The organism is Glutamicibacter sp. AOP5-A2-18 (assembly GCF_052446055.1).
GTDB lineage: Bacteria > Actinomycetota > Actinomycetes > Actinomycetales > Micrococcaceae > Glutamicibacter.
Window position 1 is genome coordinate 2,160,167 of record NZ_JBQSVW010000001.1, and the last position, 15,977, is coordinate 2,176,143.

General features: G+C 54.4%; 12 protein-coding genes and 1 pseudogene. 8 read left to right on the plus strand and 5 right to left on the minus strand.

Annotated features, from left to right (window positions below):
- Positions 1-218 precede the first annotated feature (218 nt).
- The 3 genes from ACT3RW_RS10315 to ACT3RW_RS10325 form a co-directional block, all read right to left on the minus strand.
- Complete coding sequence (locus ACT3RW_RS10315) at positions 219-1,322, minus strand: DUF4192 family protein (RefSeq protein WP_444613670.1); 1,104 nt, start codon at positions 1,320-1,322, stop codon at positions 219-221.
- An 83-nt stretch (positions 1,323-1,405) separates the two neighbouring features.
- Positions 1,406-2,668, minus strand: coding sequence for an MFS transporter (locus ACT3RW_RS10320; RefSeq protein ID WP_444613671.1), 1,263 nt, complete (start codon positions 2,666-2,668; stop codon positions 1,406-1,408).
- Positions 2,665-3,627 carry a proteasome assembly chaperone family protein gene (locus ACT3RW_RS10325; protein ID WP_444613672.1) on the minus strand — a complete coding sequence of 321 codons (963 nt, stop codon included), beginning with the start codon at positions 3,625-3,627 and terminating at the stop codon, positions 2,665-2,667. Before ACT3RW_RS10325 ends, ACT3RW_RS10320 begins: the two co-directional genes overlap by 4 nt.
- Positions 3,628-3,886: 259 nt before the next feature.
- Between ACT3RW_RS10325 and ACT3RW_RS10330 the strand changes: the two genes are divergently transcribed.
- From ACT3RW_RS10330 to ACT3RW_RS10345, 4 genes are all read left to right on the plus strand, one after another.
- Positions 3,887-5,398: a leucyl aminopeptidase gene (locus tag ACT3RW_RS10330; protein WP_444613673.1), complete on the plus strand. Its 1,512-nt coding sequence runs from the start codon at positions 3,887-3,889 to the stop codon at positions 5,396-5,398.
- 285 nt (positions 5,399-5,683) lie between these two features.
- Complete coding sequence (gene lpdA / locus ACT3RW_RS10335; RefSeq protein WP_131088532.1) at positions 5,684-7,063, plus strand: dihydrolipoyl dehydrogenase; 1,380 nt, start codon at positions 5,684-5,686, stop codon at positions 7,061-7,063.
- A 116-nt stretch (positions 7,064-7,179) separates the two neighbouring features.
- Positions 7,180-8,931, plus strand: coding sequence for a 2-oxoglutarate dehydrogenase, E2 component, dihydrolipoamide succinyltransferase (gene sucB, locus ACT3RW_RS10340; protein ID WP_444613674.1), 1,752 nt, complete (start codon positions 7,180-7,182; stop codon positions 8,929-8,931).
- A 106-nt stretch (positions 8,932-9,037) separates the two neighbouring features.
- On the plus strand, positions 9,038-9,388 hold the full coding sequence (locus ACT3RW_RS10345; RefSeq protein ID WP_131088534.1) for a hypothetical protein: 351 nt from the start codon (positions 9,038-9,040) through the stop codon (positions 9,386-9,388).
- A gap of 76 nt (positions 9,389-9,464) precedes the next feature.
- Here ACT3RW_RS10345 and ACT3RW_RS10350 read toward each other — a convergent pair whose 3' ends face one another.
- Positions 9,465-10,976 (minus strand): serine/threonine protein kinase, encoded by a 1,512-nt coding sequence (locus ACT3RW_RS10350; protein WP_444613675.1) that lies wholly within the window; start codon positions 10,974-10,976, stop codon positions 9,465-9,467.
- A gap of 93 nt (positions 10,977-11,069) precedes the next feature.
- Here ACT3RW_RS10350 and lipB point away from each other — a divergent pair.
- From lipB to ACT3RW_RS10365, 3 genes and pseudogenes are all read left to right on the plus strand, one after another.
- Positions 11,070-11,729: pseudogene (gene lipB, locus ACT3RW_RS10355) on the plus strand (lipoyl(octanoyl) transferase LipB); the annotation flags it as partial.
- Positions 11,730-11,761: 32 nt separating this feature from the next.
- The gene (lipA, locus tag ACT3RW_RS10360; protein WP_444613676.1) at positions 11,762-12,760 is read left to right on the plus strand and encodes a lipoyl synthase; all 999 of its coding nucleotides are present in this window, start codon (positions 11,762-11,764) and stop codon (positions 12,758-12,760) included.
- A 169-nt stretch (positions 12,761-12,929) separates the two neighbouring features.
- A complete protein-coding gene (locus ACT3RW_RS10365; RefSeq protein WP_444613677.1) occupies positions 12,930-13,682 on the plus strand; it encodes a DUF4191 domain-containing protein in 753 nt (250 codons plus the stop codon).
- 74 nt (positions 13,683-13,756) lie between these two features.
- On the opposite strand, the gene ACT3RW_RS10370 is transcribed toward ACT3RW_RS10365, so the two are convergent.
- The gene (locus ACT3RW_RS10370; protein WP_131088539.1) at positions 13,757-14,194 is read right to left on the minus strand and encodes an RDD family protein; all 438 of its coding nucleotides are present in this window, start codon (positions 14,192-14,194) and stop codon (positions 13,757-13,759) included.
- A 285-nt stretch (positions 14,195-14,479) separates the two neighbouring features.
- On the opposite strand from ACT3RW_RS10370, the gene glnA reads away from it, so the two are divergent.
- A complete protein-coding gene (gene glnA, locus ACT3RW_RS10375) occupies positions 14,480-15,904 on the plus strand; it encodes a type I glutamate--ammonia ligase (RefSeq protein ID WP_131088540.1) in 1,425 nt (474 codons plus the stop codon).
- Positions 15,905-15,977: the final 73 nt, after the last annotated feature.

The following is a 15,977-nucleotide window of genomic DNA, read 5'->3' on the forward strand; positions in this document are numbered from 1 at the left end:
CTGCCGGTAACACCACTATGACCCTGTCAAGTCCGAAGACGTTTAATCAGTGACTAAACGCCGGGGCTGGCACATTGATAACAACGCCTCAAGCCCGCCTTATGTTCCCAAAATCGTGAGATTTCAGGCCAAGGCAATTCGAACCTAACCGGGTCTGTAATTTCATTATCCATGAATTACCACCCAGACACCACTTGAGACACCCCGGTGAGCCCGTGTCACGCGAAATTCGCACGCCAGGCACGAAGTTGATCCGTTGCCCACGAGGGCATAATGCCGTGAGACATGAGTTTCTGCAGCAACGCTGCTAATTCATACTTCTCGTTTTCTTCCACCGCCTGGTTCAGTAGTACCAACGCCATTGACCCTCGCCCTCTTGCCCATTCAATCCAAGCCAGAATGCACAGTAAGGCGTGTCGGCTATCGTCGCACGCTACACCTAAAAGGTCACGAGCAACCTCCCACAGTCGATCCACCCTGCGCCAATCTGGTGCATACCAGCCCCGACCAAGCAGATAATCAGATAACGGGGCGATGGCACCCTCCTGCGCGTCAAATGAAACGCCAAAAATGATGTCCAGGGTGTCTTCTAGTCCCTGACCAGCCAGATACGGCAAGAGGTCTCGAACGAATTTCGTCTGTAAGGATCCAAGAAGTAAAGCAGCCAATCTCGGATCATCGCGCAAGGATGACTCTGAATCTTTCTGCGTCATCTTTAGAGTGCGATTCCATGCTTCGAGGCACTCCATGACGTTGCCACCTTGATCTACAACAAGGTGGAGAACATCATTGGAATTTGACCATTTTGCGATACCGGTACCATCCCATGGCGTGTCCATCGGTGCGGATCCAGCCAGGACCATCGATAGGTGAGTTTCATTAGTGACCAGTGACGGTACGGCCTTGGCGCAGTTACCCTCTTCTGGGTCGTAGTCCCAAATCATTGAGCCGCGTAAGCACCACGCGTGGCGTAGGCGGATTCTTCTGCGACTCAGGGTGGTTTCGAGATGGTTCACCAGCGATGAGTAGGGCGCGTCAAGCTGAGCGAGGCGATCTTCCGGAGCGTAGATCACCAGAGCGACGTCTTGGACGCTAGGGATCCGTTCAAGGAGTCGGTTGACCTGGCTGGACCAATTCTCCTCGTCTTCGCGCCGAGTAGATGGCGGTAAGTCAACCCGCAACGTGGCTTCAAGACGATCATCGTCAATAAGTAGCAATACCGCTGAATTACGAGGATGGAACCCAAGGGCATGCGGCACATAGGCCAAAATGTCTTTGTAACTGGACAGCGATAGCGGCTGGCGTTCTGGTGTAGTTGTCATGCACTTACCGTGCACTGCATCTACTAGCTTTATTTCTTAGAACTGGCCAGTTGTGGAGAACCTAGGACACTAGTGGCGATGGACTACTGCTCTGCTAGGAATCGGCGAGCTTTGCGTCGTTCGATCAGCATAAAAGTAATGCCTATTGCTGCCATGACAAATTGGAACGACAGTGCGATTCTGAATGATCCGAGACTGTACAACTCGCCGGTGGAGCCGTTGGCGTTGTTGAGCAAATCGAGAATGAACCCAATGACGTAGATCGTGACGAATGCACCGATAAAACCACCGGTATTCACCAGACCTGTGGCGGTGCCTAAGATGCGTGGCGGGTTGAAGGTGCGGGCAAAATCGAACCCGATCACCGAGGCAGGACCACCGGCTGCGACGCTGATCATCAAGATAATCAGTATCCACAACGGCGCGTGTCCCGGCCAAAGAAGCACAACAGCCCACAAAAGCAGCATGAGGCCAATAATGCTCAACGCGTAATTGGAACGATGTTGCGCATGGCGTGCGGTGAGCGTTCCAAGCACAGGACCCAAGACAACCGCGACGACAACAAAGACGGACATAAGCCCGGAGGCCAACGTGCTGTCTAAGCCTTGTCCTTCAACCAGAAACGGGTAGCCCCACGTCATCATGAAGGTGTTCGCCATAAATGCGGTAGTGAAGTGGGTCCAGAACCCCAGCCGGGTACCTGGCTGCTTCAGTGCAAGGGCGATCCGTGAATCCTTGGGATGCGAGCTGTGGGCTGAACCCTCCCAGCCAGAGCCGTTGCGCACAAATGCAATCGTCGTAATGAACGTAGCGAAGGCAAACCCGGACATTACCGAGAACGCTGGCGACCAGCCGGCGTTGAGCAGCATCAGGTGGAACGGGAAAATACTGATCAATTGACCAAGCTGACCGAAGGTACCGGTGAGCTGTGTGAGCACGGGAATTTTTGATCCGGAGAACCACAGGGGCAAGAGTTTGAGGACGGAAACAAAAACCATCGCATCGCCCATGCCAACCATGACGCGCCCAATCAAACCCATGGGAACGTTGACCGACATGGCGAGAAACGCTTGTTCAGCGGACATTAGTAACGCACCACAGGTGATCAGTATGCGCGGCCCATACTTATCAAGAAGTAGGCCGACTGGAACTTGGGCCCCAGCGTAGACAACTAACTGAACTACTGAGAATGTCGCTAGGATCTGCGCACTGGCATGAAAGCGCTCAGTGGCTTCAATGCCGGCCACACCAAAACTAGTGCGTTGTGAAATTGCGGATATATAAGCAAGAATTGCGAATCCGAAAACCAACCAGGACTTCGACGAATTCAAATGCGATTGACTCACTGGTCTTGATCACCTGATCGGGGCTCTTCGCGCCCGTTCCTTAACCAATCATTGGTATTTTCGATTAGCGAGAGGAAGTGTTCGGCGCTTGCGCCCAGTTCCTCCGCGCCCGGCATCTGCTTGTCCTCGTCAAGAAGCAACGAGCGCGGCTCATGCTCCTTCACGTGGGCATCAAAGCGTTCTTCAAATCCATCCACCATTTGGCGAACATCATTGTTAGCTTCAAGTTGCTCCGCTAGTTGCTGTTCAAGAAGTCGAGCAGCCTCGCGAAGTTTGTCTGTGGGAAGCGCGAGCTTCAGGGCGGCACCGACGTACTCTAGGGTCGCTACCGCTACCGCTGGATATTCGGATTCGGCTAAATAGTGTGGGGTGTGCAGAGAATAACCCACAATGTCGCGGCCGACTTCAGTCATCCGAATTTCGAGTAACGACGTAATTCCAGCCGGCGATTCAACGGTGGGGCTCCACGTTGAAATGTTCTCGATCAAATCTTTGCGGTTTCCATGAGCCGTCACGCCTACCGGGCGGGTGTGTGGAACCGGCATCGGAATCGAAGCAGAGCCAACAACTAGAGCCACGTTAAAGGCTTCGATAAATCCGAGAATCTCTGCGATGACGCGTTCCCATTTGAGATCAGGTTCTACTCCAGTGAGGAACCAGAATTTTCGATCCATCCCATCGGTCATCAAGTAAATCTCAATACGGGGCGCTTGGTAGGCGGCAAAGTGATCACCCAGGAAGGTCAACCGTGGGCGCTGGGAGGTGTAGGCAACCAGTTCATCAGCATCAAAAGTTGCAAACAGTTCAGAGTCCAGACGACCAAATAGTTCGTTGGTGACCTGAGATTGGCTCTGTCCCGCATCACTCATGCTCTTGAGCAAAACGTACATTCCGAGGCCTTGGAGGCGTGAATTATCCAAGTCGTCTGCGACCAACGTCATCAACGATTCCTTGGACATTTTCTCCTCATTCAGTGCCGACTTGCTTGTTAGCGGACCTCGGGCGTTCGTAATCTTCCAATTCACCCTAATTTAACCGCGATATTAGATACTATCGCTTCGATGCTTACGCTCGCTGTGAAGTGACGCACGATGAACCTTTTCCTCGGATAACATCAGAGGTAGCAAGTGTTTTGCTCAACAGCATGCACTACGTTCCGGATTACCATTCCGGAGCACTGGACCTCAGACCCTACAAAGGCACAGAAGGAATGATTTTGTGATCAACTCAAGTGATCTCACTTTGAGCGCCATTGGCACTGACATTAAGCGCAAGAGCGCCGATACCCTCGTTTTGGGCGTATTGAAGAATGACGGTAAAGCAACCATCGTTGCCTCGCCTTTCACTTCGGAAACTACTTCTTCGCTGGAGCAGTCGCTGACCACGCTAGGAGCTTCGGGTAAGGCTGACGAAGCCACCTTGCTTCCAGGCGTTGAGGGGTCCAAGGCAAAGGTTCTGCTTTTCATTGGTCTGGGCGTTGAAGAACTAGCTGAACTCACCGAAGAGAAGCTTCGTCGTGCCGCCGGATCCGCTGCACGCCAGCTGACCAATACCAAAACCGCCATCTTCGTGTTGCCTTCCGAGACGGTCGAACGTGTCGCAGCCATCGCCGAAGGTATCGCCTTGGGCAGCTACCGCTACGAGAACCACCGCTCAAAGAAGAGCGACAAGCCTGTTTTGGCCGAAGCGCAGATTGCAACTTCGGTGGCCACTTCTAAAGACCTTCCTGCGGTCTTGAAGCGTGCGGCTGTGCTCGGACGAGCTGTTCGCGGCACCCGCGACCTGATCAATGCACCAGCCAATGTTCTCTACCCTGAATCATTTGCTACCGCAGTGAAGGATTACTCCAAGTCGCTTCCGCTGAAGGTCACGGTCTTTGACGAGAAGCGCCTGGCTAAGGATGGCTTCGGTGGTCTGATCGGAGTTGGTGGCGGTTCAGTACGTCAGCCTCGAATGGTCAAGGTGGAGTACTCCCCCGCTAAGGCAACCAAGCACATTGCGCTAATCGGCAAGGGCATCACCTTTGACACCGGTGGCACCTCGCTAAAGCCAGCTGCTGGCATGCACGCCATGAAGTCTGACATGTCCGGAGCCGCAGCAGTGTTCCAGACTGTGGCCGCAGTGTCCGAGCTGGGTCTCAACGTCAAGGTCACCGCGTGGCTTTGCTTGGCTGAAAACATGCCAGGTGGCGCTTCGACGCGTCCGGGCGATGTCCTGACCATGTTTGGTGGCAAAACCGTAGAGGTTTTGAACACCGACGCTGAAGGCCGTTTGGTTATGGCCGACGGTTTGGCCGCTGCCAGCTTGGAAAAGCCAGATGTCATGATCGACATCGCTACCCTTACCGGTGCACAGATGCTGGCGCTTGGACTGCGTACCGCTGGCATCATGGGCAACGAACAGGTCACCAACGATCTAGTTGCAGTATCCGATCAGGTGGGCGAGCTTGCTTGGGCAATGCCGCTGCCAGAAGAGCTGCGTCCAAGCATCGAATCCCAAGTTGCCGACTTGGCGAACATCGGTGAGCGCATGGGTGGCATGATGACCGCAGCTGTCTTCCTTGAGGAATTTGTCGGCGAAGTTGACGGCAAGAAGATCCCATGGGCACACATCGACTTTGCTGGCCCTGCCTTTAATGAAGGTAGCGCTTGGGGCTACACCCCGAAGAACGGAACTGGCTCCCAGGTTCGTACGTTGGTTGCCTACGCGGAGCAGCTCGTCGCAAATTAGGCACCGTTGAGCAGTCTGCTTCATCAGCATTTTTAGCTCTTAATCTCATCCCGGTATCACTGCCGATGGCAATCGGATGCCGGGATGAGATTAAAAATAAGAGACATGCCTGACTTTTACGCCCTCGAAGGTGACTCTGGCAGGTATGCGGTACTAAGGTAAGTTTTGAAACATCACCGTGGATCTATGGTGCGCGCCAACCAGCGTAATGCTCCCAAAGATCTGCGACCGATCCCCTGGTCGGCCAAAGCCGGCCTCACTTAGCGAATACGAGGGAGCGTTCACGTGGCCGATTCGGCAGCAACGCAAGAATTTGATGTCCTCATCCTCGGCGGTGGATCCGCTGGATACTCGGCAGCATTGCGTGCCATCCAGCTGGGCTACACCGTTGGATTGATTGAAAAGGAAAAGCTGGGCGGCACTTGCCTGCACACCGGCTGCATCCCAACCAAGGCTTACCTGCACGCTGCAGAGTTGGCTGAAAACGCTCGCGAGGGTGCCAAGTTCGGCATCAACTCCTCGCTCGAGTCAATCGACTTGGGTGGCGTGCGCAAGTACAAAGAAGGCATTGTTGCCGGAAAGTACAAGGGCTTGCAGGGCCTGCTCAAGATGAAGAAGGTCAACGTTATCACTGGTAACGGCCGTCTTGTCTCCCAGGATTCCATCGATGTTGATGGCACCGTTTACAAGGGCAAGAACATCATCTTGGCAACCGGCTCCACTTCCAAGACCTTCGGTCTGGAAATCGGTGGCCGCGTTATGACCAGCACCGAAGCATTGAACATGGAAGACATGCCAAAGAGCGCCATCGTGCTCGGCGGCGGCGTTATCGGTGTTGAATTCGCTTCCGTATGGAACTCATTCGGCGTCGACGTCACCATCGTTGAAGGCCTGCCTTCGCTGGTTCCTAACGAAGATCCAGCCATCATCAAGACCTTGGAGCGCGCTTTTAAGAAGCGTGGCATCAAGTTCAACACTGGTGTCTTCTTCGAAAAGGTCGAGCAGAACGCCAACGGCGTCAAGGTTTCGCTGGCTGACGGCAACGTACTGGAAGCAGACATCGTTCTGGTTGCAGTGGGTCGCGGTCCAGTTACCGAGGGTCTTGGCTTCGAAGAGCAGGGCATCACCATCGATCGCGGCTTCGTGATCACCGACGAGCGTCTGCACACCGGCGTTGGCAACATCTACGCAATTGGCGACATTGTCCCAGGCGTACAGCTTGCACACCGCGGTTACCAGCACGGTCGCTTCGTGATCGAGGAAATCAACGGTCTGAAGCCAGCGATCATCGAGGACATCAACATCCCGAAGGTCACCTTCTGCGAACCAGAGATTGCATCGGTCGGCTACTCCGAGCCTAAGGCTAAAGAGAAGTTCGGAGCAGACCAGATCGAAACCACCGAGTACAACCTCGCTGGTAACGGTAAGTCCGCAATCTTGGGCACCAGCGGTCTGATCAAGATGGTTCGCGTCAAGAACGGTCCAATCGTGGGCGTTCACGGCATCGGCGGTCGCATCGGCGAGCAGATCGGTGAAGCACAGTTGATTGTTAACTGGGAAGCATACCCAGAGGACATCGCTCCGCTGATCCACGCTCACCCAACTCAGAACGAAGCATTGGGCGAAGCAGCTATGGCTCTGGCCGGCGCTGCACTACACGGCTAATAGCTTTTGATTTCACTAGGCAGCGCGTTCGACGAACGCGCTGCCTAGTGCACAAAGCTCGGAGGCTCGGCCTCCACCCACAATTCAAGATTTAAAAACCAAGGAGATACGGGACGATGTCTGAAACCGTAAACCTACCCGCACTGGGTGAAAGCGTTACCGAAGGTACGGTAACTCGCTGGCTGAAGCAGGTCGGCGACCGCGTAGAGGTAGACGAGCCGTTGGTGGAAGTGTCCACCGACAAAGTAGACACTGAAGTTCCTTCGCCAGTTGCTGGCATCATTGAGGAAATCTTCGTGGCTGAGGACGAGGACGCTGAAGTTGGCGCTCCACTGGTTCGCATTGGCGACGGTTCGGGATCCGGCGACGCCGCTCCTGCCGCACCAGCTGCTGAAGAAGCACCAGCCAAGGAAGAAGCTCCGGCTGCACCTGCTGCGGAAGAAGCTCCAGCTAAGGAAGAAGCACCAGCTGCTGCTCCATCGGCCGGTTCCGCTTCGGGCACCGAAGTTACCCTGCCAGCTCTGGGCGAATCGGTTACCGAAGGTACCGTTACCCGTTGGTTGAAGGAAGTTGGCGAAGAAGTTGCCGTCGACGAGCCTTTGCTTGAGGTATCCACCGACAAGGTCGACACCGAAGTTCCTTCCCCCGTTGCCGGTACCCTTCTGGAAATCCGTGTTCCAGAAGACGAGACCGCTGAAGTTGGCGCAGTTCTCGCAGTGATCGGTGCCGCTGGCGCCGCTGCTGCTCCTGCTAAGGAAGAAGCTCCTGCGGCTCCTGCGAAGGAAGAGGCACCTGCTGCCGCTCCGGCTGCACCTGCTGCCGCTCCGGCTGCACCTGCTGCTCCAGCTGCACCTGCGAAGGAAGAAGCACCTGCTGCTCCAGCTGCTCCAGCTAAGGAAGAAGCTCCTGCTGCAGAGTCGAACAACGAGTCGGGTTACGTAACCCCACTGGTTCGCCGCCTTGCTAACCAGCACGAAATCGACATCGCATCGGTCAAGGGCACCGGCGTTGGCGGTCGCATCCGTAAGCAGGACGTGCTTGATGCCGTTTCCGCTAAGGAAGCAGCTGCTCCTGCCGCATCGTCCGCACCAGCTGCTGCTCCTGCAGCAGCCAAGCCAGCTGCCCCGGCTGTCGAGGCTTCCTCGCTACGCGGAACCACCGAAAAGGCTCCACGCATCCGTCAGGTTATTGCCCGTCGTATGCGCGAGTCGCTGGACGTTTCGACTCAGCTGACCCAGGTCCACGAGATCGACATGACCCGCATCGTCAAGCTGCGCGGTTCGGCTAAGAGCAGCTTCAAGGCCACCAACGGCGTGAACCTGACTTACCTGCCATTCATCGCTAAGGCTGTTGCCGAAGGCTTGAAGGCTCACCCGAAGTTGAACGCAGAGTACAACGAAGAGACTCAGCAGATCACCTACCACAATGCCGAGCACTTGGCATTTGCAGTCGATACCGACAAGGGCCTTTTGGTTCCAGTTGTATCGAACGCAGGAGATCTGAACCTCGCCGGTTTGGCTTCGCGCATCGCCGATGTTGCTGCACGTACCCGTAGCAACAAGATCGGTCCTGATGAGCTGTCGGGCGGCACCTTCTCGATCACCAACATTGGTTCGGTCGGCGCACTGTTTGACACCCCGATCATCAACCAGCCACAGGTAGCAATCCTGGGCACCGGTGCGATCGTCAAGCGTCCAATGGTCATCACCGATGCAGATGGCAACGATTCGATTGCAATTCGTCACATGATGTACCTGTGCCTGACCTACGATCACCGTCTGGTTGACGGTGCTGACGCAGGTCGCTTCCTGCAGACCGTCAAGGCTCGCCTTGAGGGTGGCGCATTCGAAGGCGATCTAGGACTCTAAGTCTTAGATTAGACCAATAGCCGCAACAAAGATCGTCCCTGCTGACCTTTCAGCAGGGACGATCTTTGTTTTCTACGTTACGTCGAATTTAGATTAGGCTAGGACTATGGAAATCCTTAAAGTCATTTTGGTATTTGTTCACATCCTCGGAGCTGGAGCAATCTTCGGTGGTTGGCTAGCCAACTTCAAAACCCCAACTGTCAATGTCTGGCAGTGGTACGGTGCCCTGGCACAGCTTGTCACCGGACTTGCGCTGGTAGGCATCGCTGAGGCTGGCACCGATCCAGTGAACCACGCAAAAATTGCCGTCAAGATTGTCATCGCTATCGTGATCGCTGTAGCCGCATTCCTCGGCCGCAAGAAGATCAAGGCTGGCGAAGAGGTCTCGACTGGCCTTGCCCACGCCGTAGGCGGAATGGCATTCATCAACATTGCCGTTGCCACCCTCTGGGTCTAAACAACACTCTGACCTTTGGCAGGAACAGTAACTGGCGCACTACTCGTGCTGGTTTACAGTTCCTGCCATTGCGCGTTTAATGACGGATCACCTTACCGAGCTTCCACTGTTCATCAATGAGCACCAGTTCAATCTCAACGCGTTGAGGTTCTGCAGATTTAACTGTATGCACGTTCTTGCCCTCCAGATCCCTGTACTTATAGTCAGGCTGGGTTGAAGTGGCCGCCAGCATTACCGAGTTTCCTTGCCCGCGCGCAGTCACTTTCACATCTTGAAGATGGGTCTCCAGACCTTCAAATCTCAATTCCATCTCTTCTAGCGCTTTGATTGTTTCCAAATCGCGTTTCAATTGCTCCGATCCCGGAGCGTAGATAGCCTTCAACGCCTTGGTATTCATCGCGCCCATGGCCGCATCACGCTTTTTAGTAAGACTGAGAAACGCAGAAGTTACCGTGTCCTGCTGAAGCACGCAGGCAGGTTCCTGTCCTGCATCATCGATTCGACAGCTTGGCTCTGCCAATGGCGTTACCAATTCAGCGCTGGGGTCCGATGCTGTGGCAGCACGAAGGTGATTGACACCCACCAAACTTCCCAGCAAAACTCCGATTCCTAGCACCACAGTCCCCGCAACTTTAAGAGCTCCGGGTGTGCGGCGAAGCTTGTGCATATTTGTACTCTTGTCGGATCCCGCGAAAATCTTCGACTCTGCTCGATCTCGTCTGTGCTGATTTCGACTGCGCAGACCCCGGTGATCAATCTCCGGATGAATAGTTTCCATCAAATGGGTAGCATCCTCAGATACGTGCCCTTCCCAATGAATCGGCTCAGCCGCGCTACTAGAAAATAGCGTTCTGGCGAATTGCTCAGCCGTAGGCCTGCTGTGCGGGTCAACGCTCAATGACTCAATCAGTAGCTCGTGGACAATGTCGGGGATGGTTGGGAACATGACGCTGGCCGGAGCCCGACTCCATTCAGGATCCGGTGGCCGACCTGAGAGCAAGAACCATAGGCAAGCACCCAAAGAGTAAACGTCCTGCGCCCCCACTTGGGGTTCTAGTTCTCCAGAACTGGCTTCAGGGGCCATAAATCCGGGTGTGCCTGCACCTGAGGGGATTTGTGTCTCTGATGCAGCTTCCTGGAAGTCAATAATTTTAGGCATTCCACTGGCAGTAAGCAGGACATTGGCTGGCGACAGATCACCATGCCTCGTGCCTGCGGAATGCATCACCGACAATGTCTGAGCGACCGGGGCCAGCGCAGTAATACATTCTCCAAGGCTGAAGACACCACGGCTATGGACCAGCTCGGCGACGCTTCCGCCGGGACAGTATTCCATGATCAACCCATCACCCAATTGTGTCGATAACGTCCCGTAAAAATCGACGACATATTTCCTCGATTCAGTGATGGCGTTTTGCCTCAACGAGGTGACGTTCTCCATAGTCAAACTCAGTTTTAGCACCATGTAAGACTGATCACTTTCCCGGCGCAGCAACCAAACTTTGCACGGTGACTTGGCACTTAATGGTCTAACCGTGACGTACCCGGGACTGATTGGCCACGATAAGACATTCGTTGATTCATTCATGTCTCCGTTGTAGTCCAAAAACCAGAAACACAAGTTGGTTATCCACAGATTTTGGCTCGTCAAGCGAATTAGCGACAGCAAAGACATCGGCGTAGGGTAACCCTCATGGCGATCGAATTCGAACGAGTCGGACTAGGCTCAAAATTTGTGCCCTATAAGGAAGCCTGGGACTACCAAATCCAGTTGCATGATGCGGTAGCCGCGGACGAACAGGCTCCGCGAGTTTTGTTCCTCGAGCATGAAGCGGTCTATACCGCAGGCAAGAGGACCGAACCGGAGGATCTTCCGTTAGACGGCACACCCGTTGTAGACGTAGACCGAGGCGGAAAGCTCACGTGGCACGGACCGGGACAGCTGGTCGGCTATCCCATCGTTAAGCTTCGCAAAATGAGCGCAATACGTCTCTACGTTGAAACCATCGAGGAAGCACTGATCAACGTTGTCAGTGAACTCGGTATCCCCACAGCCCAGATCAAGGGCCGCTCCGGCGTGTGGGTTCCCGGTAAGGATGGCGAGCAAGACAGAAAAATTGCTGCCATTGGCCTTCGCATTAGTCACGGTGTGACCATGCACGGCTTCGCATTAAACTGCTCGAATGAGCTCACCGGTTACGAGCAGATCATCCCGTGCGGTATTACCGATGCAGGTGTCACCACCATCTCAGCTGAGCTAGGTCGTACTGTTACCCCAGAAGACATCGTCGACCGCGTGCAGGTCGAACTCGAACGACTTCTTACCCCTCAAATCGTTTAGACAATCATTCCCTCCGAAAGAAAGAGCCGTTAATGAGCGTCGCACCAGAAGGCCGCCGCATGCTTCGCGTTGAAAAGCGAAACGCTGCAGTGCCAGTGGAACGTAAGCCCGAATGGATCAAGGCAAAGCTGAACATTGGGCCCGAATACGTTGGCCTAAAAAACCTCGTGCAGTCCGAAGGACTTCACACTGTCTGCGAAGAAGCAGGCTGCCCAAACATTTTTGAGTGCTGGGAAGACCGCGAAGCGTCATTCCTCATCGGTGGATCCGAGTGCACTCGTCGTTGCGATTTCTGCCAGATCGCTACCGGCAAACCATCCCCTATCGATCGCTCGGAACCTTTCAAGGTCGCCATGAGCGTAAAGAAGATGGATCTTCGTTACGCCACGGTCACCGGTGTCGCCCGCGATGATCTTGAAGACGAAGGTGTCTGGCTGTACGCCGAGACTGTCCGTCAGATTCACAAGATGAATCCAACCACCGGTGTTGAATTGCTGATTCCTGACTTCTCAGGAAAGCCAGAGAATCTTGACGTTATCTGCGACTCCGCTCCAGAGGTTTACGCGCACAATGTTGAAACTGTGCCACGTATCTTCAAGCGCATTCGCCCAGCATTCCGCTACGACCGTTCCATGGATGTCATTTCCCACGGCCGTAAGCGCGGATTGATCACTAAGTCGAACTTGATCTTGGGCATGGGTGAAACTCGTGAGGAAATCTCCGAGGCAATGCGCGATCTTTATGAAGCCGGTTGCGACCTGCTGACTTTGACGCAGTACCTGCGCCCAACCGACCTTCACCTGCCGGTGGATCGTTGGGTTACCCCTCAGGAATTTGTTGAATTGCAGCAGGAAGCTGAAGAGCTCGGCTTTGCTGGCGTCATGTCTGGTCCATTGGTCCGTTCTTCATACCGTGCCGGTCGCCTCTGGGCAGGCGCCATGCGCAAGAAGGGTCGCGAGATTCCAGAAGAACTTTCGCACATCGAACCCTCAGGCAACACCCGTCAGGAAGCCGCTTCACTGATCAAGTAAAGCTTCTCAGTTGTGAACATTTGCGAAGGCCTCGTAGTCCCCTAGTTCAATTTTGAACAACGGCTACGAGGCCTTTGGCATATCAATTGATCGTCACATGCAGATGATTTTCCCGCGCGCCCGCTCTGGGCTTAGAACTCTGATCACAATCGCGTAGACTTAAGGCACTATGGCCAAAAACTCCCACAACGAAGCAGCCGCGCAACCAAAGCGTGGCCTGTTTTCGCGTAAACCAAAAGCTGAGAAGAAGAACAAAGAACCAGGCCGATTGAAGCAAATCGGACAAGTCTTCCAGATGACCCGCCGCAACGACCCTATGGTCGTTTGGTGGATGGCACTGGCAGCCTTGGCTGTAATTGCAGTCTGCTTGGTCATCGGTATCTTGATCAACAACTGGATCACCATGTTGATCATCGCCATTCCGCTGGCTCTTCTTGCGGCAATGTTCATCATGTCCCGTCGTGCCGAAAGAGCCGCCTTCTCACAGCTTGAAGGTCGTCCCGGTGCTGCCGGTGCCGCGATGAGCGTGCTGCGTCGTGGCTGGATCCTGAAGCAGGAACCAGTGGCTTACAACCGCCACCAGGATTTGGTTTTCCTCGCCGTCGGTCGTCCCGGTGTTGTGCTGGTTACCGAAGGCCCTAAGACTCGTGTTCGCGAACTTGTTAGCTCCGAACGCAAGCGTATTGCTCGCGTTCTGCCAAACGTCCCAATCCACGTCATCAACGCTGGACAGGACGAAGACCAGACCAGCTTGGTGAACGTCGGCAAGGAAATGAAGAAGCTTCCTAAGGCCATCACCAAACTTGAGGTGAGCGCGATCGATAAGCGTCTAAGTACGTTGACTGCTAATCGCTTGCCTATCCCTAAGGGCGTTGACCCTAGCCGCGTTCGGCCAAACCGCCGTGCAACCCGTGGTCGCTAAGAACTAGACATGCAAGAAGCCGCAACAGGAATTTTTCCTGTTGCGGCTTCTTTGTTTTCTCTACAATTTTTCACTCATCGGATGTTGACCAAAATGCTCTTGGCTAACCGGTCGTGCAATCCGCGCTGATCTTTATCGGTAACGAATACCGGAATCGCTAGGCAAAGGAGCAAAGACCGGATCAGTCCTTGCAAGGGCCTTAGTGCCGAGCCATCCATGGACTGCACCTGAAGCCCAAAAGTTCTATGTCCAATGGTGTGGCCGGTGAATCCTACGCCGATAATCTGTCCTGCACAGAACAGCAACAGCGTGGCAAGGTCACCTAGATCAAATAGCCACCAGCTAAGGAGCATTGACAGTCCCCAGTCGATAAACAATGCACCGACCCGTTTAGGGAAGCGTCCTATTGAACCAGGACCTTTTTCCGGTCGGCCCAAATCTTGTCCTGGCCATTGTTGCGTGCTGTGCTGTGGCGGGCCCTCAAGCCACGAACCGAAGTCTTTTCTTTCCACGTCTTCAAGTCTATCGAGCCTTTCTGTGCGTCGTGACAAGGTGTGAATTGACTGCGAAAAAGTACGCTAAGTGTCCGAGTCAGATTATTACGAACTGCATCGTGCCAGATCAGAGCGATACGACATGCCCGAGTTTCGTCCTTGTAACAGGCTGGAAACAATAGAGACACCATTCAGAAACGGATTGTGGGTAAGCTCTATACGTAAGCAAGGGAACCAGCGGGGCCATCCCGTCTGATCGTTCTGTTTACCAAAACTCATATCTCACCAGGGAGTCACCTGCACATGTTTACCAGTCCAGAAGAAGTCTTGGCATATATTGCCGATGAGGACATCAAGTTCGTCGATATCCGTTTCACCGACCTGCCAGGCGTACAGCAGCACTTCAACGTGCCTGCAAAGTCCGTAGACGCCGACTTCTTCGTCAACGGCCAGCTCTTCGATGGTTCTTCCATCCGCGGCTTCGCTGGCATCTCTGAATCAGACATGCAGTTGATCCCAGATGTCACCACCGGCTTCATCGATCCATTCCGTATCGAAAAGACCTTGGCTTTCAACTTCTCCATCATCAACCCACGTACCGGTGAGCCTTACCACCGTGACCCACGTGGCGTTGCAGAGCGTGCCGAGGCTTACCTCGAGTCCACCGGCATTGCTGACACCGCATTCTTCGCTCCAGAAGCTGAATTCTTCATCTTCGAAGATGTTCGTTACGAATCGAAGCCAGAAGGCGCGTTCTACAAGATCGATTCTGACGAAGCTCCATGGAACACCGGCCGCAAGGAAGAGGGTGGCAACCAGGGTTACAAGACTGCCTTCAAGGGCGGTTACTTCCCAGTTGCTCCAACTGACAAACAGGCTGACCTGCGTGACGCTATCTGCGTTGAGCTGGACAAGGCTGGCCTCGAAGTTGAGCGTAGCCACCACGAAGTTGGCGCAGCCGGCCAGGCTGAGATCAACTACAAGTTCAACACCATGGTTCACGCTGCTGACGAACTGATGCTCTTCAAGTACGTCGTCAAGAACGTAGCCGATGCATGGGGCAAGTCCGCAACCTTCATGCCAAAGCCAGTCTTCGGCGACAACGGTTCGGGCATGCACGTTCACCAGTCGCTGTGGACCGGTGGCGAGCCACTGTTCTACGACGAGAAGGGCTACGCCGGCCTGTCCGACGTTGCTCGCTGGTACATCGGTGGCCTGCTGAAGCACGCATCTGCTGTTCTTGCATTCACCAACCCAACCGTGAACTCCTACCGTCGTCTGGTCAAGGGCTTCGAAGCTCCAGTGAACATGGTTTACTCGCAGGGTAACCGCTCGGCTGGTATCCGTATCCCAATCACCGGTTCGAACCCTAAGGCAAAGCGCATCGAGTTCCGCGCACCAGATGCTTCCTCAAACCCATACTTGGCATTCGCTGCACAGCTGATGGCAGGCCTGGACGGCATCAAGAACCGTATCGAGCCAGCTGAGCCAATCGATAAGGATCTCTACGAGCTTCCAGCAGAAGAAGCCAAGGACATCCAGCGTGCACCTGAGAGCCTTGAAGAGGCCCTGAAGGCACTGGAAGCAGATCACGAGTTCTTGCTCGAAGGTGGAGTATTCACCGAAGACCTGATCAGCACTTGGGTTGAGTACAAGCGCGAAAACGAAATCAAGCCACTGAGCCTGCGTCCGAACCCATACGAGTTCGACCTGTACTACGGCTGCTAATCACGCTCCTGCCATAAGGGCAGACTGATTAGTCGAAGCTGGGTCCCACCACTTTTGGTGGGACCCAGCTTTT

Coding starts and splice junctions, on each gene's coding strand:
- ACT3RW_RS10315 (WP_444613670.1), bottom strand. CDS start 1,322: ATGACAACTACACCAGAACGCCAGCCGCTATCGCTGTCCAGTTACAAA.
- ACT3RW_RS10325 (WP_444613672.1), bottom strand. CDS start 3,627: ATGTCCAAGGAATCGTTGATGACGTTGGTCGCAGACGACTTGGATAAT.
- sucB (WP_444613674.1), top strand. CDS start 7,180: ATGTCTGAAACCGTAAACCTACCCGCACTGGGTGAAAGCGTTACCGAA.
- ACT3RW_RS10345 (WP_131088534.1), top strand. CDS start 9,038: ATGGAAATCCTTAAAGTCATTTTGGTATTTGTTCACATCCTCGGAGCT.
- ACT3RW_RS10350 (WP_444613675.1), bottom strand. CDS start 10,976: ATGAATGAATCAACGAATGTCTTATCGTGGCCAATCAGTCCCGGGTAC.
- lipA (WP_444613676.1), top strand. CDS start 11,762: ATGAGCGTCGCACCAGAAGGCCGCCGCATGCTTCGCGTTGAAAAGCGA.
- ACT3RW_RS10365 (WP_444613677.1), top strand. CDS start 12,930: ATGGCCAAAAACTCCCACAACGAAGCAGCCGCGCAACCAAAGCGTGGC.
- glnA (WP_131088540.1), top strand. CDS start 14,480: ATGTTTACCAGTCCAGAAGAAGTCTTGGCATATATTGCCGATGAGGAC.